We start from the raw sequence: 19,411 nt of genomic DNA, 5'->3' as shown, positions 1-19,411 counted from the left end.
GCAGTTTATGCCTCCATGCGGACATACAACCTAACTTCCCCTGTCAAACTTCATGACAAACACCCCCTTTCACTGAAATTGTTTGCTCTCCGATTCTCAATATAACAAAAACCTTCTCTCCATTGTTTCCATATATTTTATGGTGACCTTTTTGTCATAAATTGAAAGAATCTATCATCCGTTAATAATACGAACCAGCCCTCAAAAAAGTTTCATCTCTCTTATCACCAACAGTGTATCCCTCTCGCTCAGAGTGTCATTTACGCCTTGATGTCAACAGGCTTATGGTACGCATCCGATATGACGGTCGTCGGCTGCGCTGAAACCTGAATCTTTTCCAGCCGTTCTTCTTCCTGTTCCTTCTGCTCTTTTCTCTTTTCCTCGGCGCGTTCCTGCTCCTTTTTCTCCTTTAATTTTTCCTCCCGTTCCTCTGCCAGTTCCTTCCAGCCTTTTACCCCGCTGTCGGAAGTTACCGTGGTGGACGCCATCATGGTTATATTCCCTGTGCTGTCGATGCTCCAGCTTTCCGTATGGTCCACCACCCTTGCCCCGATAGCCCTTGCATTGGCCTGGGCACTCTTAAGGCCGCTTTCATAACCTTCTTTGAAGTAAGCAAGGCTTTCTTCCAGTTCTTTCGCCTTTTCCGGGTTCTTTGCACACTCCTTCAGATAAGAACCGGAAATTGCCACACTGCCATTCTTTACACAGTCATAATTCTTCTGCAGGTAGGAATAATAATCCGATACGCTGTCTGTCCCTGTGTTCTTCGCTTGTGCAGGTGCATTTTCCTTCGTTTCTGTTTTCTTTACTGCCTCATTTTTCTGTGCCGTGTATGTACTCCCATACACATTGCTGTAGTTGCTTCCAATTCCTGAAATTGCCATGATTTCGTCCTCCTTATGATTTTATTTTATCGGCGGCCCCTCTGTCATTCGGAGCCGCCCATGCCCCCTTATGGTAAGTCCGGGCATGATCTTCCTTACTTCAAAATGCCCGCCGCTTCATATGGCACATCCACAACTTCCTGTATATCCTGGCAGTCTCAGATCAAATGGATGAATTATCTGCCATGACGAAATTTGCTTCATAAGCAGCATTTGCTGTTGCCGCAGTCCCCGATCTTGCCAGAACGGAATCGGAATATACGGCCTCTTTTGCCCACTGTGACATCAGCCGCCTGTGCGCATCGCTTTTTTCCATCGCCGCCTTCGCATTGATTTCTTCCTGCATCCTTTTCTTCTCCTGCTCCTTTTTTATCTGCGCCTCCGTCCGTTTTTTCTGCTCTGTCCTGCGTTCCCAAAAGCTGTCTTTTGCCCTGCCGTCAAACAGGCTTTTCCCGCTTCCGTTCTGGTATCCTGCGCTCCACATCTGCGCATGGCACTCCTCTTTTGTTGCCCCGTAATAGATGGTGGAATAAGCCCCTCCGCAGACGCCTGCCCATCTGTCCGGCTGCGCCCATCCTGTCCGCAGGTCATTCAGCACCCACGCCTCATACTCCGGGTCATTTTTCATCGCTTCAAACCCCGCTTCTGAAATATGGATGGAAATATTCTCCGACATACGGGTCGGGTGCATGGGGATCTGTGAAATCTTTTCATGGATATACTGCTTATACTCATCCATTGTCATGTCCTTTGTTGAAACAGCCCCCGCCTTTCCCGTTTCTGATACATTCTGGCTCTTTTCCGCCACCCTGTCACAAAAAGACGGGCTTTCAGCCTTGCCGCCCTTTGCTTCATTGTTTTTCAAGAAATTGCTGTACGTTCTTGTCATGTAGTTTACATTGATCGTGTTATTCATGGTTGCTCCTTTCCTGTAACAGCACTGTTACGCTGAACTCATTTTTCCTGACTTTAATGTCCACATTTCCCAGGTATTTCGCCGCCTCACGCCTGACATTCGATAAACCTATGCCATGCAGCGGGGCCGGGCCTCCCGGTACATCCGGCGCTTTCGTGGAAACCGGAAGATTCGTGCTTTTATCAAATACCACCTCCCCCTCAAAGGAATTCTTTACAGATATGAGAAAAAATCTGTTTTTCCTGCTGCCGGAAAGGGAGATATATCTTTCCCCCGACGTCATCCTCCCACAGGCTTCCAGCGCATTCTGCAGCAGGTTGTTTACAATGATCGCAATGTCATACGCATTATACCTGTCCGATGCCGGGTACACGAAATCAGACCTGAACCGTATGCCCATCCTTTCTGCGGCTTTCTGCTTGTCATTCACGATCACATCTGTAACAGCGTTCCCTGTCCTGACAGACATCTCAAACGCATCCATGCTCTCGTCCATCCTGGCAATATACTGTTCCATTTCCTCATAACTGCCGCTCCCCGCCAAACCCTTTATGTTTGTGAGATGGTTTTTCATCTCATGCTTCATCCGGCGTATCCCGTCATAGAACTGCTCCACTTCCCCTATCCGTTCCCTTATGGCCGCAAGCTGCTGCTGTTCCACGAAATACTTCTTTTTCTCCTCCTGCAGCCCTACCATCTCCTGCCATGACGCCACCGTGACCACCATGCCTGCATAAAACAGGACTGCTATCAGCGGCACCAGCCCGATAAATGCAGGGTACTGACCATAAAGCGAGAAAACCACATTTTCCTTAACAGTAAAGAGCAGGCGGAAAATGATATTCTCAAACAGAATGCCCACAACTGGCGTCAGACATAGATAGCATAGTTCTTTTGTATGCAGTTCCGGCGGCCCCTTCTCCAGTTTTTTACTTAAGAACAGCAGCATGGCAAGCAGCAGTATGATCCTCAATACCATGAATGCAGAATACCCTGCCGCGACATTACGGTATATCATATTTTCATTGTCCAGCCCCTGCACGATTTTCCCATTGAAAAGATAATACAGGCTTTCCGTTATCAGCCTGCCCATATCCCTGGTGCAAAAGAACAGTATGCCATACAAAAAAACCTGTTTTCTTTCCATGCACAGCCATCTGCCGCCTGCCATCAACAGGAGGATCACGATCACCATGCACAGCCAGCCTGAAACAGAAAACGCTTCCCCCATCAAATACACCATCCCATAGGCCAGAAAAACTGCAATATTTTTTTGCATCCTATTTTTGCGTCCTGCCGTATATGGGCGGAAAAAGACAGCCATACAGAACGCACATAAAACCGTTTCACCCCCTGACGCTATATGCTGAAACAGCATAAAACCCATTTCGCTCAAATTTTCTTCTCCCCCCTTACTGCACAAATTGAAGGTATGCCGCCGCAAAGTCCTCATATCTTTTTGAAAGGGGCAGCCTGATGCCGTTGGTAAGCGTCACCTCTGTTTTGTCATACCCCTCGACATAGGCGAGGTTGACGAGATACCCCCTGTGTATCCGGAAAAACTGCCCCTGCAGTTCTTCCTCCAGCCTGCCGATCTTCTCATAATATTCCAGTTCCCCATCTTTGAGGTACAGCACCACCTTATGGTTACGGCTCTCAATATAATAAATGCTATGAATTGGTACAGCCCTGCTTTCACACCCATACTGGATGACCAGCGTTTTCTTTTTCTGTTCCGCCTCAAATATGATCTGCGCCGCCGCCCGGTCAAAAACCTCGGCAAATCTCTGTTCGTCAATAGGTTTCAGGAGATATTGGAATGCCCCCACGTCAAAAGCGTCATACACATACTTTTCGTATCCCGTGACAAAAATAATGACCGGCTGCCTCTCCAGTTCCATGCCTCTTATCCGCCTTGCCAGTTCCATCCCGTCCATACCGGATGCCGCTCCATCCAGCTCTATATCTAAGAACAGCAGGTCATACTCCGTTTGATCCAGCAAATATTCGTCCGCAGACGCATACTCTGCAATTTCACACTCCGCCCCCTGTTTCCTGACCAGAGAGGATAAGTAAGCCCTTATATTCTTTTCATCATCACAGATCGCAATTTTTATAAAATCCACCTCCTCCGGCTCTCACTTTTTATATCGTAAAAAACGGGAAATAGTCTAACGCCGATAGCGTGAATAGCGGATTTGACAGCGTGAATTCTTTTCCTCCCATCACCCCAAAACGCCAAATGCAATTTCGCCATTCGTCCGATATGGGGGAAACGCAAACCGCCGTGTAAGCATATTACCTCTTATTTCGCCGCTTTCCAAGTAATTTCCGTTATCAGGCCGCCTTGCCTGCCTGGGAAAAAAGCAGACCGCCGCATATGGTAGATGAAGGCCATTGTGCGGCAGTTTGTCTTTTGTATGGTTCCTTTCTTACTGCTCCTTATCCTATGTAACTTAAGGTTTATTTCTCTTTGTCATATACCCATATACTTTTAATCTGATTTTCAATCTCACTGAATGCCCATCTCCTGCCGCTCCTTGCTACACAGTTAGGATCGTTTACCATAAATCCTTCGTTATCATACCCATATATGACAATGTAATGACCGGATATTGTGAAATCCCCTTTCCCCATAGCACATATGATGATTCCGCCATTATCAAGCACTGCCCTCATATTATTTGCACTTGAGCTTATGGATGAGACTTTAATGCCATACAGCTTTGGTAAATCCTCCATCAAGGCCCATGATGTGCCGGTTCCTTCCACATAATATCCATTTTCCACACTGTATGCGGCGATTTTGTCTGGAGTGTACGATTCATCTTTAGCTTTTGTGTATTCTACTTTTCTGGCGGTAGAAATATTCAAAAAGAAAGTTTATAATTTTGTAAATGTACAGGGAATATCATTCCTGAAATGTCGTCTTTATAAGTGAAAGCTTTCAAGAACATAATTCTTGCGGAGGGGGATTGAAATGGAGGACTTACAAATCATTAGCTTATATTTTAAGCGTGATGAAGCTGCAATTTCAGAAACAGCAACGAAATATGGAGCCTTTTGCCACAGGATTGCATTGAACATACTGTCAACAAGTTCCGACGCTGACGAATGTGTTAATGATACATATTTGCGGGCTTGGAACTCAATACCACCACAGAAGCCCGACAAACTTGGCGCATGGCTTGGTAAAGTAGTCCGAAATATCGCTTTTGACCTTTGGAAGAAAAATCACCGCCAAAAACGCTATGCGGGCATGGAGCAGCTTCTAAATGAGTTGGAGGACTGCATACCGTCCCCTGCTACTGTTGAACACCAAATTGAAGAACAAGAGTTAACCAACATCATAAACACATGGCTTGCGTCATTACCGCAAAATGACCGTATTCTTTTCATGCGTCGTTATTGGAATGGTGAAACAGTAAATACACTTGCACAAGAAAGCGGTATGTCCCCGGCAAATATGGCGAAGAAAATGTACCGACTTAGGCAAAATCTAAAATCCAAACTTGAAAAGGAGGGCTATTCCCTATGAAAGAAAAGGAAATCTCAAAGCTGTATAACAGCATTACGAATGTCGATAATCAGTTTATTGAGGAAGCTCAAACAAAGACGAAGAAAAAGAATGGTTGGCTCAAATGGGCGGCTATGGCGGCTTGCTTATGCGTAGCTTTGGTAGCCGGAGTGCTTTTCAAAATTTCTGTTCCAGACGTTATCATTGCGCCGGGCTTTTTGACAATCACAGTGTATGCCGCTTCATCAGATGAAGAAATAACCATGCAGGAAGGTATAGGGTTGCCAACAGATTATAAGTGGAGCCTTGCTATGAGCAGCCGACCGGGACTTCCATTAAAACTATCCGTTACGGAATACGACGATTTAAGTTTTGAAGTATCAGTTGATGGCGGGACATTGCTTCTTTGGGAGGGCAACAAAATAACATATTTAGGCTCATCGTTCAACACTAGAAATGATACTACTGTATATTGGACTAACCTATCTCGAACAGGCGAGAGCGATTTTGAACGGTATATGGGAACTACGGCATATATCAATATCATAATTCACGAAGGAGAAAACATTGTTGGATATGCTGTTGTTGAAATATACACAAATGACCTTGAAAATGAACCTGCACAGACTTACTCTGCCAAGTTGCTCAAGTCAGTATCTTTCCCAAAAGCTAATGGGGAATATCAAAAGATAACCGCTGAATATGTAGCAACTGAAATGGAACAAATCAAAAGCGAAACACAAGCTGGACAAAGGTAAAACAACTACAATTTATCGAGCAACACCTTAAAATCCAAGTGCAATTTTATAAGGGCAGCCGACGTTAATTCGACTGTCCTTTTTCTATACCGCAGATAGAAAGGAGCGACAATGACAAGAAAGAAAACACCACAGACCATTGAAGAATAAGCTCCTTGCTGTCTTTTGTTATTGAAGCGAAGCCATATGATGTATAATCTCGTCATAAAAATCACCCTGATTACCATTCCTGACACATGGCCGGCCTACTCTTCCTTCATCCAAGAAATATATTTTCTTACAGTAACTTGCAATATGAGGATCATGTGTCACTAATACAACTGCCTTATCCATGCCTTCCATGTTGATGTCAAGGAACACTATGCTGCATTCCCGTACATATCCCATATCCGCATACAGCTCTTCGCCAGAGCCGTATTCCCTTATCTCAAAATCATGCCCGCAGGCTTCCAGCAGCGCCCGTAGCGCGCCCCTGTCCTCCCTGCTGTCATCACAGACCGCTATCTTCATCGCATTTCCCTCAATTCTGTGTTTTTCTCCACTATAAATTATATCGGATTATGGGGTATCCTATCAAATCCCATTGCACAAAACTCCCATAAATTGCACGAAATGACTATAAGCGCACAGCCCATACTGGCCGTGTAAGCATATTACCTCTTATTTCCCCGCTTTCCAAATCAGGCCGCCCGGCCTGCCTGCGGAAAAGGCAGACCGCCGTATATGGCGGATGATGGCCATAGTGCGGCGGTTTGCTTTTGTAGGGTTCCTTCATTCTATGAATCAATTATTCCATTCGTAATCTGCACAATTTCATCTGCCTCATTTGCCAAATATTTACTATGCGTAACAACGATTACGCATTTCCCCAACTCATGCGCAGTCTGCCTTAATAACTCAATAATTCCCTCTGCCGTCTGTTCATCCAGATTCCCGGTCGGCTCATCTGCCAATAAGACTTTTGCATTGCTTGCCAGCGCCCTTGCAATCGCTACACGTTGCTGTTGCCCACCGGACAGCTTCATTACATTTCTTTTCCATGCTTCCTGTGGGATATTCACTTTTGTAAGCAGTTCCCCCGGCTTATCTGTTCCTCCCAGCCTTACGTTTTCCTCCGTGGTGAGATAATCAATCAGGTTATACTCCTGAAAAACTAAGGATACATGGTTCTTTCTGTGGTAATTCAAACCCTTCGCAAGGATATCTTCCCCTTCATATAGAACGGTGCCTCCTGTTGGACTGTCAAGCCCTGCCAGCAAAGATAAGAGAGTTGTTTTTCCGGCTCCGCTGGCTCCGATAATGGCATAAAACTTTTTTTCTTCAAACCGCACAGAAATATCGCCTAAAACTTTCCTGTCCTTTTGGGATTTATATACATATTCTATATTTTTTGCTTCTAATATCATTTCAACCATCCTCCTTATTTACACCTGCGCACATAAACTGTTTTATAAATCCTGCAGGATATCTTTGGGATTTCTTTTCAATATGCCAATACCCGATACACATACAGATATCACAATAAGCAGGGCAATGCCCGAAACATCCTGTATTAACATCCCGGAAGTAATTTCTGCCTGCACGCCCACCACATTCTGCTCTGACTTTTCATAAGACAATGCCACTTTCCCTTCATCCAGTAAATCCTGTTCTCCCGCACTCTGTACCTGCTGTTCTACCAGATAATCCGCCGTCAGGCCTGACACTCCCGGTGCCGCCAAGAAGGAAACCAACACAGCCACTGCTGCAATCATAAGTGCTTCTGCCATGATCTGGGCCAAAATCCGTATTTTTGAAGTTCCCATTGACAGCATGATTCCAATTTCCCTATTCCGGCTTTTCATCCAGAACTGAAAAATAAGGAACAGGATAATCAGGCCTGCCCCTGAAATTACCCAGACTAAAGTTCTGCTGTACTTCTCCATTTCATTAAAATTTGCGGACAGGGTATTCATATTTCCGTTATTGTCAATTAGGTCATACCTTTCCCACGCTATATCTACCCCCATTACACTTATCTTTACAGCTTCATATTCATCCACATCTGCAATCTTAAAATATGCCTTTTCATATAATGGGTCGCCTGCCTTTCCATCCACCTTTTCAGGGAAATCCAAATCCGTAAAAATAATATTTTCAGACCGGTAAGTATCCCCATACATATAAGGAGCTATTGGTTGGTTTACCTGATAGATGCCGACAACTTCTGCTTCATAAACCATAGGATCCTCTTTATTCCGGCAGTTGCCAAAACTTATTCTGCTTCCAATTTCTAATTGGTTTTTATCTGCAAGCTCTGCCGAAATGACACAGACATCCTTTTCACCTTCTTTAATCATTCTGCCATCCATGATAAAAGCATTTCCCGAAAGAAAATTGGAATCCATGGACATATCTTTGTTCCCGACCAACGACACACCTCCAAGGTCGCTATACTGATCCACATCCTCGTCCTCAATGCGGATAAAACCAACTGGTCTTGCAGCCGTTGTCACTGTTGTAATATTGTAATCGGCAATTCCTTCTGTACCCGCTATTTTTTCGATATCCTCCACTAACAGGGTTTCAAAAGAATTATCCGTCCATGTTCTCCAGTTTTCTACTCCGTTTATTGTAATTTTTTCCTGATGGTATCCGCCCAGGCTGCCTTCCTTATGATCAAGCTGCCTTGATAACTCATCAATCCTCCGATGCCGGTCTGCCTCATTTTCTTCCAGCAGAAGCCCTGCCCCGACTGCCTGCCTTGTATTATCCTGCATCTGAACAGTTGCTTTTCCACTGCTCATTCCAGCCAACAGTAGCAGGCTGATGGTAAATACAGTTACAAACAGCAGGATGCTTTTTACAGGTTTTCTGATAACAGAACGCCATGCCAAACTAAAACCTCTCATTTACTATCCCTCCATTTTTGATAAAATGTCTTTTGGGTTTGCCCTTAAAATGGGCAGCAATGAAATACAGACAGCAATAACCGCTATACAGCCTCCTGCAAAGAACATTGCTGCAATATCCCCTGCCTGTAAGGAAACTGACAGGAGAACTGCCGTATTTTCTTTCATGAGCAGTTCCTTCATAATTCCTGCCATCCCACTTCCTATTACACAGGCGCCAAATACAGACAAACAAAAGACGGCTGCCGTTTCCATAAAAACCTGCATAAGAATATCCGTTTTCTTTTTTCCCATACTGATAAAAACAGCAATTTCCCTTTTTCTCGACCTCATCCACATACAGAGTAATATTGAAGTAATTGTCACCCCTGCAGCCAGCGTGAATACCAGCATAAGTTTCATCACACGGACTATCCTGTTCAGCGGCACCTCCAGCTGACGATATAATATATCAGCAGTGGTGATCTCCACTCTGCTGCCCAAAAAATCTTTTAATTCCTGTACCAGAACATCTACCTGATCCGGTTTTTTGGTATATACCGCTATCTTACGGTAACCCGCATTATCGAATAGCCCCGTATAGGATTCATTGTCAATAAAAATCTGGTTTTCGATACGGTTTACCGCCGGCAGGGTATCCATCTGGTTTCTCTCACTTCCCGCAACAAAAACACCTATGATCTTTACATTGATCACACTCCCTGTTTCTGTCCCGACTTCCATCTCATCCCCTATTTCAAGGCCATTTGCATCCGCCAGCGCAAAATTGATCACAGCCCCTTTCCCAGAGCTCTCCGTAATCATATCCCCCTTCATCAGGCGGTATCTTAAGTCACTAAAGGCGCTGTCACGTTCCAGCTCATCATAAGACAGCAGCGTTACCTTCCAGTTATTTTCATCCTCGGAATCACTGTTTGTAATGGGATTAAAATTAACGGGATAAACGGCACTGTCAGCCATGCGGTTGACAGATATCACTCCATCCATATCCCGGATTTTCCTGACCTCATTTTCCGTAATAAATCGGTCACTCCCCTTCACTTCCAGTACCGCCTTGGTCCCCATCTTTTCCTGCATAGTAATCCGGGAATCCTCTGTGGCATGCAGAATCATGTAAGAACCCAGGATCATGCTGTTTATGAACAGCAATACCAAAAGCAAAATAAATGTTTTAGACTTCTTCCGGCATAAATACCGGAAGGCAAGCTGATAGAATTTCAAAATGAATACCTCCTGCTGTTCAGGCTGTTCTATGGCATATGATAACTTTTGTAGCCGTTACATGATGTGTGTCCTCAAAGCTCCCATAGATAATAACACTTGACTGTTTCTTAATGTCAGCTACAGATGCCTGCTCCAATTCTGCAGTCCCGGTTGAAGTATAGATAGTTGCAATCTGAACCACACAGCCCTCCTGATATGTCACCACTACATTTGTATCTTCACTTTCATACCCAGGTGCGGCAACTACGCCAGTTTTTCCGTCATCTTCTGTTGTGGCGGCACTTACTGTACAGCTGCCATCCGAAAATTCCACAACGCTCCCTGTGATAGCCGCTGATGCATACAGGCTGTCTGCATCTACTTTCTCATCTGTACCATTAGCCGTGGTATTGCTCTGGTTCTCCTGCGAAGCGTCCGCTCCGTTTGTTCCATTCCCATCCGGCAGGGAACTGTCTTTGTTTTCCTGGCTGCTATTGCCATCTGCATTATCTGCTTTAGGAGCAATGTTATCATTTTCATCTGAATGCATATCCTCGTCATCAAATATGCTGCTTTGATACTCTGTTGCAGGCATATTCCCACCCCCTGTCTTTTCATCTGCTCCAGTGCCACATCCTGTAAGAGCTGATATGCACAATCCAATTACTAAACCTTTCCACATTTTTTGATTTTTCATAATAAAAACTTCCTTTCTGTTTTTTTTCATTTTAACTGCAAAGTCCTAAAAAAATCTTGTAACCGGAATCGATTTAAACGTCACTTTTTATAGGATTTTTATAGAATTATCTGCTATACTGAATAGAAAAGAGGAACCCGCAAATGGAAAAATGTCTTTCCAGCCATATGTGGAACAACACCATGGAAAGAGGATTTGATATCATGAAAATACTATTGCTTGAAGATGATATAGAACTTTGCAGTTCCATACAGGATGAACTGCAAAAAGCCGGATATATAGTTGACTGCTGCTATGATGGGGAAACCGCCATGATCCACGCACTGAATATAGAATACTGCTATGACCTGGCAGTCGTTGACCGTATGCTCCCCATCATTGACGGAATGACAATTATTAAGGCCATGCGCCGGAAGGGAATTGCAATTCCTGCCATTATTATTACGGGGATGTCAGAACTAAATGACAGGATAGAGGGACTGGACAATGGTGCAGATGACTATCTGGTAAAACCTTTTCATATCGCAGAACTGCTTGCCCGCATCAGAGCGCTGACCAGGCGTCCCGCCGAAATAAAACAGGAAATGCACATTTGCTTTTCTGATCTGTCTTTCAATCAGATGGAACGTATCTTGTCATGCGGCAAAAATTCCCTGCTTTTAACTGCGAAAGAGTCCGAGGTACTGTCTGCCTTTATAAACCACCCCCAATCCCTCATTACCAGAGAGCAGCTGATATACAAAATTTGGGGAACCGATACAGACATCGTACCCGGAAACGTGGATAATTATATTTCGTTTCTCAGGAAAAGGTTACGGGAGATAGGAAGCTGCTGCGAAATAAAAACGGTTTACGGATCTGGCTATAAATTGGAGGGCAAAAATGCTGGAGCATTTATATAAAAAACTTCATCTTATTTTTATCAGTTCCATTATGTCTATCATAACCGTCATTATTGGAATTTTATGCAATGATTTCATTGATAATAAACAGCAAAACGACAGTATTTTTTTCGGACGGCTTTCTATGTTAATGATTTATGAACTGGAAAATCCGGAAAAAAGCCCGCAAACGGTTATTAAGCCCTACGAAGATAACTATTCCATTTTTGCCGTTCTAAAGGATGCACAGGGAAATGTGATTTATCAAAGCCCTCTCTCATTTCCAACCGATATAACCTTTTTGTTAAGTCAATTTACAGAGAAGGCAAGTGTTGAATCTGTCACAGCATTGGATCAGACAAAGGCTACAACACAAGGCGGGGTTTTATCTTTTTCCGGTAGTTCACATGATAAATATTGGGGAATACCGGCTGTTGTCATTGACAAAAACGGAACCCTGTTTTATCTGAGCCTGCTGCATCAGCAAAAGACAATTTTTGAACTGATAGGGAAACAACTGCCTTTTTATATACTGCTATGGGTTATCTCCTTATTCTGTATCATAATTGTAAGCCGATTTCTGCTGAAACACGCTATAGAACCAACCGAAAAAGTATTACAAAGCCAGAAAGGTTTTATTGCCGCTGCCTCCCACGAGCTAAAAGCGCCGCTTGCAGTCATACTTGCCAACAATGACAAAATAAACAGATTAAGCGACGGCATACCGGATATTAAAAAGGCCGCGAATATTATAGATGCAGAAACTATGCGAATGTCAAAGTTGATTAAAGATATGCTTTTACTGGCCTCCTCAGATTCCGGAACACGCAATATCAATAAAACAATGGTAAATATTGATACTTTGCTGATCGCCCTTTATGAAGCTTATGAACCGATATGCGGCCAAAAAGGAATTCCTTTAGATGCAGATTTTATGGATATCCACTTTCCCGTACTATACACAGACCGGGAATACCTTTTTCAGATCTTAAGCATTTTTATGGATAATGCCATTTCTCATTCTGAAACGAAAGCATCAATCCAAATAAAAGCCACTCTGTCACGCAAGGCTATAACTATTTCTGTTATTGATCACGGACAGGGAATCTCTGCCGAGGACAAACCTTACATTTTTGACCGCTTTTACTGTGCCGATAAGTCACATACGGATAAGTCACATTTTGGTCTTGGACTAAGCATAGCAAAAGAGTTGGCAGAATTTTTGTCTGCGGATGTCGGGATAAAGAATACAGAAGGTGGTGGAGCTACTTTTTTTCTTACACTTCCGTTAAAATAGGAGCCCCAATCGCCTATTGAATAATGAGCAGGAAAGCAAGTTGCGCCAACTTTGTTTATGGTATTGCTTTCTGCTTACTTTAAAATAATGTTCCACACCAAGGGGGCTTATATCATCTTAAATTAATGGCATTATACACAAGCGGCCCTTTTCCTTGTTTCATCAATATTCCATTCTTTTTTATCGTTCTTCTGTATACTATCACGCAAAACTCCAAACTATCACGGAAACTCATATACAAACACGAAAACTCCGAGCAGTTTCCGTGTTTGTATCATATATCCCGTTTTCCGACAGCATTTTCCGTCAAGCTAATACGCCTTTCAGCCAAAATCGCCAATATCCTACCCCTTTTTACCTTTCCGTTTTATACTATCACGGAAACCCCCGACTTTTGCGTGATAGTATACTTTTGCGTGATAGTATAATTTTGCCCCAATCGCCATCCTATCAGCGGCATTAAAAAACACCAAAAAGCGGGGTTCACCCACCACTGTGATGAACCCCACCAAGCCTTAAAACCCTTGATTTTAAGCCATTCTTCAATACTTTCGCCTGCGAGTACCCAAAATCCTATGGCATCATTTGGAAATAGCCGCCTGTGCCGCTGTCAATGATTTTTTAATCCCTCCTATACTCTCTCGCAGAAATCTAATGAAATCCATCCAGCTCCGCTTTTCAGCTTTCCCCACTTGGAAGCCCCTTTCCCATCAGCCTCCTCAACGATTGTGAAAATACCGGTTCCCGTGTACTTCCCTGTCTTCTCCTTATCCGTCCCAGGTTCTTTCCGAATGTTCAGGTCAGGGATGGACACCCACACCAGATATGGCCGGAACACATCCCCTCCCGTCATACCCAGAATGCCTTTCAAGATGACAAGAATCTTCTCCCCATAGCCTGCCCCGGCAGCCCATCCTCTCCCGTCCGGGTTCTCCTTCTGCCCAAGCCACTCCACATATTCCGCACAGCCCCTTACGACATATTTAAACCGTGGGTCAACACAGGCATTCTTCAGAGGTTCGTCCTCGCATCGCACATGGTCAGCAGGATGCCCTCCACCTGCAGGGCGGGGTTGATGCGGCTCCTGATCTTGCCTACCGTTTTCAGGAAGTCCTGCAGCCCCATCATCGCCAGGAGCTGGGGATTGACAGTGATGATTACTCCGTCAGCCTCCGAAAGCGCATTGATGGTCAGGCTCCCCAGCGAAGGGCAGGTATCCACCAGTATGTAATCATATCTTTCCTTCAAAGGCTCCAGAATCCCGGACAGCATCCGCTCCGCCCCCATTTCCAGCCTCAGCTTTGCTTCCACCACGGACAGCATGATGGATGAGGGGATAAAATCCACGCCGTTCCTGCTCTGGATATACTCCGATGCATCGGGAAGTTCTTCGTCCTCAATCCTGTGCATCATTAGATGCCCGATTGTCACCGGCACTGCCGCCGTGTCCTCAATCCCGAAGCAGGTGGAGAGGTTCGCCTGGCTGTCAAAATCAACAGCCAGAACCTTCTTCCCTTCCTTTGCCAGTGCATATGCGAGATTGAACGTTGATGTGGTCTTCGCCACGCCGCCCTTCTCCGAACCTAATATTATGATCTTTCCCATATTTTCTTCTCCTCTATTATGCTCCATACTGTGCTCGCCGCTCTGCCACAAACCTTGCGCGGATATCCTCTTTCTCCGCCTCAAAGCGCATTTTCAGCTTCCTTGTCTCCGCCTCCATGAAAGCCCTCTCCGCTTCCAGCTCTTCCTCCCTGGCCTTATCCAACAGGATGACCAGCTTCCCGTCCTCGCACTGCACCTTTATCAGCGACCCGATTTCAAACCCTATTTCTTTCAGCCACTGCCCGCTAAGCTTAATTTCCGGCGCCGGCTTACGATTATATCCCGGCTGCCTGCACACTTTAATGTTCCTTGTCTTTTTATCTGCCATATGGAAATTCCTCCTGATTTGATAGATACCAGGCTCTTCCCTTGGGCAAAGGAAGATGCCCGGATGATGATGTGGGCGGAGAACCCGGCGCCGTTGTTTCCCCCGCCAGTTACTAAAAGGACTAAACCTGTGCGGCTCCCTGATTTCTGTCAGCTGTTCAGCTTAGTCCTATAATAACGCTATCACCAATAACAAGGATATTTTTATTCCTTGCGTACTTTGGCTGTTTCGGCCTGCCCGACATCATCAGCCTCTCTGTCTGCGTCAGCAGGATATTGTTCTCAAACACAGAATCCATGTAAGGCTCTATGTCCTTTGCGTTGCCCCACCTGGCGGAACCGTACTCCATGCCATGCCGGAACTTCTTGGCGTTCTTTGCTTTGAAATATACCGCAAGCCGTAAAGCGATGCCGCAGCACACCCCGATCAGAAGGTCACTCGGATAGAAACTCGGCAGTGGATTGGAAAATAAACCTTCCAGCCCCGCCATGACTTCCATCATCTTTGCGGAAGCGTCCTGCCCCGGCGATACCCTCCACAGACACGCCACTTTGTCACAGAAATATCCGGTAAGCATATAGGGCAGATTCATCAGGAAAAGTTTCTTTTTGTCAATGTTCCCGGTCTTTGCCTTAAGGTTCTTCGGAATGGCTTTCAGGTCTTTGGCAATGCCGTTTATTATATTGCTCATAGGCTCTGCCCCCTGTCCTTGTTCTTCTCCCGGCTCCGTTCCCGGTTCTTGTCCTGCGACACTGCGTCCTTGAAATGCTCCAGCTTCTCTCTCAGGGAAACCCTGCCTTTCTTTTTCTCATTACCATAAACAAATTCCTTGAATGCCTGTGCGATTGCATCGGCATCCCTGCCCTTGAAAAGCACCACATACTTAGGCGGTTCGGTTGTCTTGTCTTTCTTAATGGCAAAATCAACATTGTACTTCCGGGCTGTACGCTCAAAAGATTTGATATTGCCGTCCGTGACCTCAATCGACGATACCCCCACGCCCTCGCCAACGAGCTTTTTCACAGAAGTTTTCCCATGCGTTTTCTGTGCTTTCTGCTTATGGTGGTTCAGGTACATCCTCATTGCGGCTTTTAGCACGTTGGCGTCTAATTTTGCGGTCTTGATCACAAGGGCAATCGTTTTTTGTGTTACTTCCTCCTGCATGAAGCACCTCCCTGTTGCGTTTTTATGAAAACCCATGCACTAAGGGGGAATCCCCCGGCAGATAATGCCATAGACAATCTTCACTTTAAAATACATCTATTTCTCCCTCCCACTTCTGGACATCATGTCCAGAAGTTATCATTTTTCATTTAAGCAATAGACCGTGTGGAGATTGGCAGACAGCTCATTACCCGCATACTCCACATCATCAAGCAATAATGCCTGGAACAGCACTTCCCCCACGGCCTCAAGCAGCACGATCCTCTGTTCCTGCCCTGTAAGGTGTCCATACCCCACCCCGTCCGAAACAACGGATTTCCTTGCCGCTTCACAATGGGTAAACAGGCCGAGGATATATTTGTTTGACATGATAAAGGCATAGGTTTCCTGCCCGTCATGGGTTATCCGGTATTTCTCCGCCTCACCCTCTGGAAGTGTAAAGACGCACCGCACCGTTTCCAGGCACAGCCCCCTGTCATAATCCGGCTGTAACCTCTTTTTGTACCTCTGCGCCCTCGCATAAATCCCCTCCCGGTCTATGACGGAATGGGTACGTTTAAACTGCGGCTTCCTACAGAGCATATCCAAGTCCATATACACGTTGTTGATTATGGTTTTCTCCGCATACTGCCGGAAAGACTTTAGCCTTAACAGATACGCAAGCACTTCATCCAGCTTTTCCTCTGACATGATAAACTGGAAAGGCTTGCCGCCAAACTCCAGCCTGTCAAACATAAGCGGGCAGCTCCCTTTCTTTATCTCACGTTCCATTGCCCTCCTGACATCCCGTAACGATTCCATAGTAATCTCCTTCCCGTTTCCTGATTCACTTGCCGGAAACAATAAAAAAAGGGCAGCTACAAATCTACTGACTCATAACTGCCCTTACGCTGTTCTCAACTTATCATTTTTTTAAGACAGGGGTCTTCCACCCCCGTACCCCTGGAAACCTTGCCGGAAGTGTGATTGAAAAGATAATCACACTTCCGGCAAGGCTGAAAATGCCGCCCGCCACACTTTGTCAGGCCCATTATATTTCTATTCCCGCTGTTTCTGCGAAAATCTGTTTCCTGCCCATAAGCTCATTCTGCTTTTCTTCTGGCAATCGTTTGAAAAAATTATCGTAGTCAATATCACCTGCGCCCATTTCCCTTGCAAGCACAATGATCTGTGTATGAAGCCATTCCTCCCACAAATCTTCAAACATTTCTCTGCTGTCCGTGAAAGTAGAATCATTCTCAAAGCCTGTTGGTGGTGTATAATATTGCAGCTTTACAAAACCGTACCTGCCAGCATCAACTACCACAATGTCCACATCCTCAAGCTCTGCAAAGGCATCCGCCACCTTCCGGCATTTTTTCTGTTCTTCCAATGTAATGTATGATTTTTTCTCCATAAGCCCCTGCATCTCCTTATACCTATTTTTTTATACATCTTTCAAAATGTCAATCCTTGAAATCCTTTCCATAAGGGTATTATCCGGTTCAAACTCCCGTAAGAGGGAAGTGTCAGCGAAGATAAACCTCTCTTTATAATGGTTCATAATATCCATCAACATCAGGAAACATTCATGATGATAGAGGAAACTGGCAAGGCAGAGCAGTTCACTGTCCTTTAATTCCCCTATCCTAAAATAATTTCCAAAATCGTAGTGGTCTGCAAATTTACAGAAAGCCAGCTTTTCCAATAGCAATGCTTTTCCCATTCCGTCCAGTTTGTCATATCTTTTCCGCAGCTCTTTTTTGTCCATCACCATGTACTCCTTTATATTTCATCTCCATTTTTAGTAACTATAACCATCTCCATTATAGGAGCATAATAAAACATATTCAAGCAGGAAACGGAGGGAAATATCGCATATTATGATTAAATTCGACAAACTTTTCCAAACATTGAAGAAAAACGGAATCAGTCAGTACAGTCTTTATACCCGCTACGGTGTCAGCCGGTCACAGATCCAGCGGCTGAAAAATAACCAGTCCGTTACCACCCACACACTGAACATGATACTGAATATCTTAGGCGAGGGCTTTTCCCTGAATGACATCGCTGAATTTACACCGGATACAGAGCAGACGAAAGAATAAACTGCTCTGTTTTTTTGCCGCCTCTGGACATTGTGTCCAGAAGTTTGTTAAGTAATTCCTTTTTCTGCCCACCCTCCGCCATACATATCATGCTGTACCTCCTGCTGGTAATAATGGCTCATGGTTGAAGGGGCATTGTAAAGCGCCGTAATCAGATATGCCCTGATGTTGGTAATCTTTGTGACAGTTTCCCTCATACAGCCCATAACATACTCCACATGGCTGCTGTTCAGCTTCAAAAAGCGGGATTTTACAAGCTCATAAGGGTATTCTTCCCCATTGATGCGGATTGTCTTTCGCTTTACGCAGACCACATCGCAGACGGTTTCATAGATTTCCTCATACATCTCCCTATCACCATGCTGCCCATATTTCATGTGGTGTTCATAATCCAGATTGCCACGGATCAGTGCCATATATGCGCTTGTTTCATCTATCGCATCAATCGCATCAGCTTTTCCCGTGGATTGATTGATAGGATTGGTATAACTCATACAGTATAGTTCTTTTCAATCTGATTATAGTCAGTATAATTAGGGTCTGATTCCCCGACTTCTTGAAGTTGGTTTTCCCGACCTCTTGAAGTCAGTTTTTCCGACCTGCTGAAATCGGTTTTTCCGACCTCCTGAAGTCGGTTTTCCTGACTTCTTGAAGTCGGCTTTTCCGACCTCTTGAAGTCGGTTTTCCCGACTTCTGCGGAAACATCAGCATTAGAAGGCTCTTTCCTGCCCTCATCTTGTATAATAAAATTCTTCACATAAATAATATCCGGTTTACCAAGCCCCCGGCGTATCTTTTCAATAAGCCCTATCCCTTTGCTTGCATCCAGTTCCGCAAGGACTTTTACAGCCTTCTCTTTGCTGCATCCTAAATCTTCCCTGATATTCTCTATTGTGTATATGATATATGCCCTGTTTTCATCGTCCAGCCACCCATTTTTCATGGACATTGACATCCTGTCAAGCATCAGCCCATACAGGAGCTTAGCATCGCTGCTAAGCCCCTTGAAACGCTCGTCTTTAATCAGCAGGCGGGGAACACGGTAAAAAGAAAACTGCTCTGCTTCAATGCCATAGTAATAATCAAACTTCAATGGCTCGCCCATTTTGCCGCCTCCTAGTATAATAATGGTGTAGTCAATCAAGACTACTTGGTTAATAAATTTCTAAAATTAGACAACAGA

21 protein-coding genes and 3 pseudogenes are annotated in these 19,411 nt (G+C 44.7%); 5 read left to right on the top strand and 19 right to left on the bottom strand.

Features of this window, described 5'->3' with window-relative positions; genetic code table 11:
• Positions 1–260 precede the first annotated feature (260 nt).
• From D7Y06_RS19850 to D7Y06_RS19830, 5 genes are all read right to left on the bottom strand, one after another.
• The gene (locus D7Y06_RS19850) at positions 261–884 is read right to left on the bottom strand and encodes a DUF6033 family protein (RefSeq protein WP_016291288.1); all 624 of its coding nucleotides are present in this window, start codon (positions 882–884) and stop codon (positions 261–263) included.
• A gap of 163 nt (positions 885–1,047) precedes the next feature.
• Positions 1,048–1,800, bottom strand: coding sequence for a hypothetical protein (locus D7Y06_RS19845; protein WP_016302992.1), 753 nt, complete (start codon positions 1,798–1,800; stop codon positions 1,048–1,050).
• Entirely contained in the window at positions 1,793–3,187 is a 1,395-nt protein-coding gene (locus D7Y06_RS19840) for a sensor histidine kinase (RefSeq protein ID WP_022741675.1), read from the bottom strand. The genes D7Y06_RS19845 and D7Y06_RS19840 overlap by 8 nt, the downstream gene beginning before the upstream one ends.
• A gap of 25 nt (positions 3,188–3,212) precedes the next feature.
• The gene (locus D7Y06_RS19835) at positions 3,213–3,926 is read right to left on the bottom strand and encodes a LytR/AlgR family response regulator transcription factor (protein ID WP_016291291.1); all 714 of its coding nucleotides are present in this window, start codon (positions 3,924–3,926) and stop codon (positions 3,213–3,215) included.
• A 337-nt stretch (positions 3,927–4,263) separates the two neighbouring features.
• Complete coding sequence (locus tag D7Y06_RS19830; RefSeq protein WP_016302994.1) at positions 4,264–4,674, bottom strand: C39 family peptidase; 411 nt, start codon at positions 4,672–4,674, stop codon at positions 4,264–4,266.
• A gap of 106 nt (positions 4,675–4,780) precedes the next feature.
• On the opposite strand from D7Y06_RS19830, the gene D7Y06_RS19825 reads away from it, so the two are divergent.
• The gene (locus tag D7Y06_RS19825; RefSeq protein ID WP_016291292.1) at positions 4,781–5,338 is read left to right on the top strand and encodes an RNA polymerase sigma factor; all 558 of its coding nucleotides are present in this window, start codon (positions 4,781–4,783) and stop codon (positions 5,336–5,338) included.
• Positions 5,335–6,075, top strand: coding sequence for a hypothetical protein (locus D7Y06_RS19820; protein WP_016291293.1), 741 nt, complete (start codon positions 5,335–5,337; stop codon positions 6,073–6,075). The genes D7Y06_RS19825 and D7Y06_RS19820 overlap by 4 nt, the downstream gene beginning before the upstream one ends.
• 168 nt (positions 6,076–6,243) lie before the next feature.
• Here D7Y06_RS19820 and D7Y06_RS19815 read toward each other — a convergent pair whose 3' ends face one another.
• The 5 genes from D7Y06_RS19815 to D7Y06_RS19795 all read right to left on the bottom strand — a co-directional run bounded on the left by D7Y06_RS19815 (position 6,244) and on the right by D7Y06_RS19795 (position 10,866).
• Positions 6,244–6,585, bottom strand: coding sequence for a response regulator (locus D7Y06_RS19815; protein ID WP_016291295.1), 342 nt, complete (start codon positions 6,583–6,585; stop codon positions 6,244–6,246).
• A 266-nt stretch (positions 6,586–6,851) separates the two neighbouring features.
• A complete protein-coding gene (locus tag D7Y06_RS19810) occupies positions 6,852–7,481 on the bottom strand; it encodes an ABC transporter ATP-binding protein (protein WP_120409413.1) in 630 nt (209 codons plus the stop codon).
• A gap of 42 nt (positions 7,482–7,523) precedes the next feature.
• Positions 7,524–8,966: an ABC transporter permease gene (locus D7Y06_RS19805; protein ID WP_120409412.1), complete on the bottom strand. Its 1,443-nt coding sequence runs from the start codon at positions 8,964–8,966 to the stop codon at positions 7,524–7,526.
• A gap of 3 nt (positions 8,967–8,969) precedes the next feature.
• The gene (locus tag D7Y06_RS19800) at positions 8,970–10,187 is read right to left on the bottom strand and encodes an ABC transporter permease (RefSeq protein ID WP_120409411.1); all 1,218 of its coding nucleotides are present in this window, start codon (positions 10,185–10,187) and stop codon (positions 8,970–8,972) included.
• Positions 10,188–10,206: 19 nt separating this feature from the next.
• Entirely contained in the window at positions 10,207–10,866 is a 660-nt protein-coding gene (locus D7Y06_RS19795; protein WP_147415726.1) for a hypothetical protein, read from the bottom strand.
• A 143-nt stretch (positions 10,867–11,009) separates the two neighbouring features.
• Between D7Y06_RS19795 and D7Y06_RS19790 the strand changes: the two genes are divergently transcribed.
• Entirely contained in the window at positions 11,010–11,768 is a 759-nt protein-coding gene (locus D7Y06_RS19790) for a response regulator transcription factor (RefSeq protein ID WP_330566539.1), read from the top strand.
• Complete coding sequence (locus D7Y06_RS19785; protein ID WP_120409409.1) at positions 11,749–13,044, top strand: sensor histidine kinase; 1,296 nt, start codon at positions 11,749–11,751, stop codon at positions 13,042–13,044. The genes D7Y06_RS19790 and D7Y06_RS19785 overlap by 20 nt, the downstream gene beginning before the upstream one ends.
• Positions 13,045–13,675: 631 nt before the next feature.
• Here D7Y06_RS19785 and D7Y06_RS19780 read toward each other — a convergent pair.
• The 8 genes and pseudogenes from D7Y06_RS19780 to D7Y06_RS19745 form a co-directional block, all read right to left on the bottom strand.
• Positions 13,676–14,065 (bottom strand): annotated as a pseudogene (locus D7Y06_RS19780) (N-acetylmuramoyl-L-alanine amidase); the annotation flags it as partial.
• Positions 14,056–14,649, bottom strand: a complete 594-nt coding sequence (locus D7Y06_RS19775; RefSeq protein WP_120409408.1) for a ParA family protein — start codon at positions 14,647–14,649, stop codon at positions 14,056–14,058. The gene D7Y06_RS19775 and the pseudogene D7Y06_RS19780, both read right to left, overlap by 10 nt.
• A gap of 16 nt (positions 14,650–14,665) precedes the next feature.
• Positions 14,666–14,977: a SymE family type I addiction module toxin gene (locus D7Y06_RS19770; RefSeq protein ID WP_120409407.1), complete on the bottom strand. Its 312-nt coding sequence runs from the start codon at positions 14,975–14,977 to the stop codon at positions 14,666–14,668.
• Between the two features lie 178 nt (positions 14,978–15,155).
• Positions 15,156–15,668, bottom strand: a pseudogene (locus tag D7Y06_RS19765) (VirD4-like conjugal transfer protein, CD1115 family); the annotation flags it as partial.
• Complete coding sequence (locus D7Y06_RS19760) at positions 15,665–16,141, bottom strand: PcfB family protein (protein WP_120409405.1); 477 nt, start codon at positions 16,139–16,141, stop codon at positions 15,665–15,667. The pseudogene D7Y06_RS19765 and the gene D7Y06_RS19760, both read right to left, overlap by 4 nt.
• A gap of 138 nt (positions 16,142–16,279) precedes the next feature.
• Complete coding sequence (locus D7Y06_RS19755) at positions 16,280–16,942, bottom strand: hypothetical protein (protein ID WP_120409404.1); 663 nt, start codon at positions 16,940–16,942, stop codon at positions 16,280–16,282.
• 229 nt (positions 16,943–17,171) lie between these two features.
• The gene (locus D7Y06_RS19750; RefSeq protein WP_120409403.1) at positions 17,172–17,537 is read right to left on the bottom strand and encodes a hypothetical protein; all 366 of its coding nucleotides are present in this window, start codon (positions 17,535–17,537) and stop codon (positions 17,172–17,174) included.
• 30 nt (positions 17,538–17,567) lie between these two features.
• Positions 17,568–17,891 carry a hypothetical protein gene (locus D7Y06_RS19745; RefSeq protein WP_120409402.1) on the bottom strand — a complete coding sequence of 108 codons (324 nt, stop codon included), beginning with the start codon at positions 17,889–17,891 and terminating at the stop codon, positions 17,568–17,570.
• A gap of 112 nt (positions 17,892–18,003) precedes the next feature.
• Between D7Y06_RS19745 and D7Y06_RS19740 the strand changes: the two genes are divergently transcribed.
• A complete protein-coding gene (locus tag D7Y06_RS19740; RefSeq protein WP_120409401.1) occupies positions 18,004–18,228 on the top strand; it encodes a helix-turn-helix domain-containing protein in 225 nt (74 codons plus the stop codon).
• A gap of 47 nt (positions 18,229–18,275) precedes the next feature.
• Here D7Y06_RS19740 and D7Y06_RS28350 read toward each other — a convergent pair.
• Positions 18,276–19,333, bottom strand: a pseudogene (locus tag D7Y06_RS28350) (DUF6017 domain-containing protein).
• Positions 19,334–19,411: the final 78 nt, after the last annotated feature.

The organism is Roseburia sp. 1XD42-69, assembly GCF_003612565.1.
Lineage (GTDB): Bacteria > Bacillota > Clostridia > Lachnospirales > Lachnospiraceae > Roseburia_B.
Note: the sequence above shows the minus strand (reverse complement) of the source record. Positions and strands in the feature narration are given on the sequence as shown.

Bases quoted from the DNA above. Each gene is read 5' to 3' on its own strand.
- D7Y06_RS19850 (WP_016291288.1), bottom strand. From the start codon at position 884: ATGGCAATTTCAGGAATTGGAAGCAACTACAGCAATGTGTATGGGAGT.
- D7Y06_RS19845 (WP_016302992.1), bottom strand. From the start codon at position 1,800: ATGAATAACACGATCAATGTAAACTACATGACAAGAACGTACAGCAAT.
- D7Y06_RS19840 (WP_022741675.1), bottom strand. From the start codon at position 3,187: ATGGGTTTTATGCTGTTTCAGCATATAGCGTCAGGGGGTGAAACGGTT.
- D7Y06_RS19825 (WP_016291292.1), top strand. From the start codon at position 4,781: ATGGAGGACTTACAAATCATTAGCTTATATTTTAAGCGTGATGAAGCT.
- D7Y06_RS19820 (WP_016291293.1), top strand. From the start codon at position 5,335: ATGAAAGAAAAGGAAATCTCAAAGCTGTATAACAGCATTACGAATGTC.
- D7Y06_RS19815 (WP_016291295.1), bottom strand. From the start codon at position 6,585: ATGAAGATAGCGGTCTGTGATGACAGCAGGGAGGACAGGGGCGCGCTA.
- D7Y06_RS19810 (WP_120409413.1), bottom strand. From the start codon at position 7,481: ATGATATTAGAAGCAAAAAATATAGAATATGTATATAAATCCCAAAAG.
- D7Y06_RS19805 (WP_120409412.1), bottom strand. From the start codon at position 8,966: ATGAGAGGTTTTAGTTTGGCATGGCGTTCTGTTATCAGAAAACCTGTA.
- D7Y06_RS19795 (WP_147415726.1), bottom strand. From the start codon at position 10,866: ATGAAAAATCAAAAAATGTGGAAAGGTTTAGTAATTGGATTGTGCATA.
- D7Y06_RS19790 (WP_330566539.1), top strand. From the start codon at position 11,010: ATGGAAAAATGTCTTTCCAGCCATATGTGGAACAACACCATGGAAAGA.
- D7Y06_RS19785 (WP_120409409.1), top strand. From the start codon at position 11,749: ATGCTGGAGCATTTATATAAAAAACTTCATCTTATTTTTATCAGTTCC.
- D7Y06_RS19775 (WP_120409408.1), bottom strand. From the start codon at position 14,649: ATGGGAAAGATCATAATATTAGGTTCGGAGAAGGGCGGCGTGGCGAAG.
- D7Y06_RS19770 (WP_120409407.1), bottom strand. From the start codon at position 14,977: ATGGCAGATAAAAAGACAAGGAACATTAAAGTGTGCAGGCAGCCGGGA.
- D7Y06_RS19760 (WP_120409405.1), bottom strand. From the start codon at position 16,141: ATGCAGGAGGAAGTAACACAAAAAACGATTGCCCTTGTGATCAAGACC.
- D7Y06_RS19755 (WP_120409404.1), bottom strand. From the start codon at position 16,942: ATGGAATCGTTACGGGATGTCAGGAGGGCAATGGAACGTGAGATAAAG.
- D7Y06_RS19750 (WP_120409403.1), bottom strand. From the start codon at position 17,537: ATGGAGAAAAAATCATACATTACATTGGAAGAACAGAAAAAATGCCGG.
- D7Y06_RS19745 (WP_120409402.1), bottom strand. From the start codon at position 17,891: ATGGACAAAAAAGAGCTGCGGAAAAGATATGACAAACTGGACGGAATG.
- D7Y06_RS19740 (WP_120409401.1), top strand. From the start codon at position 18,004: ATGATTAAATTCGACAAACTTTTCCAAACATTGAAGAAAAACGGAATC.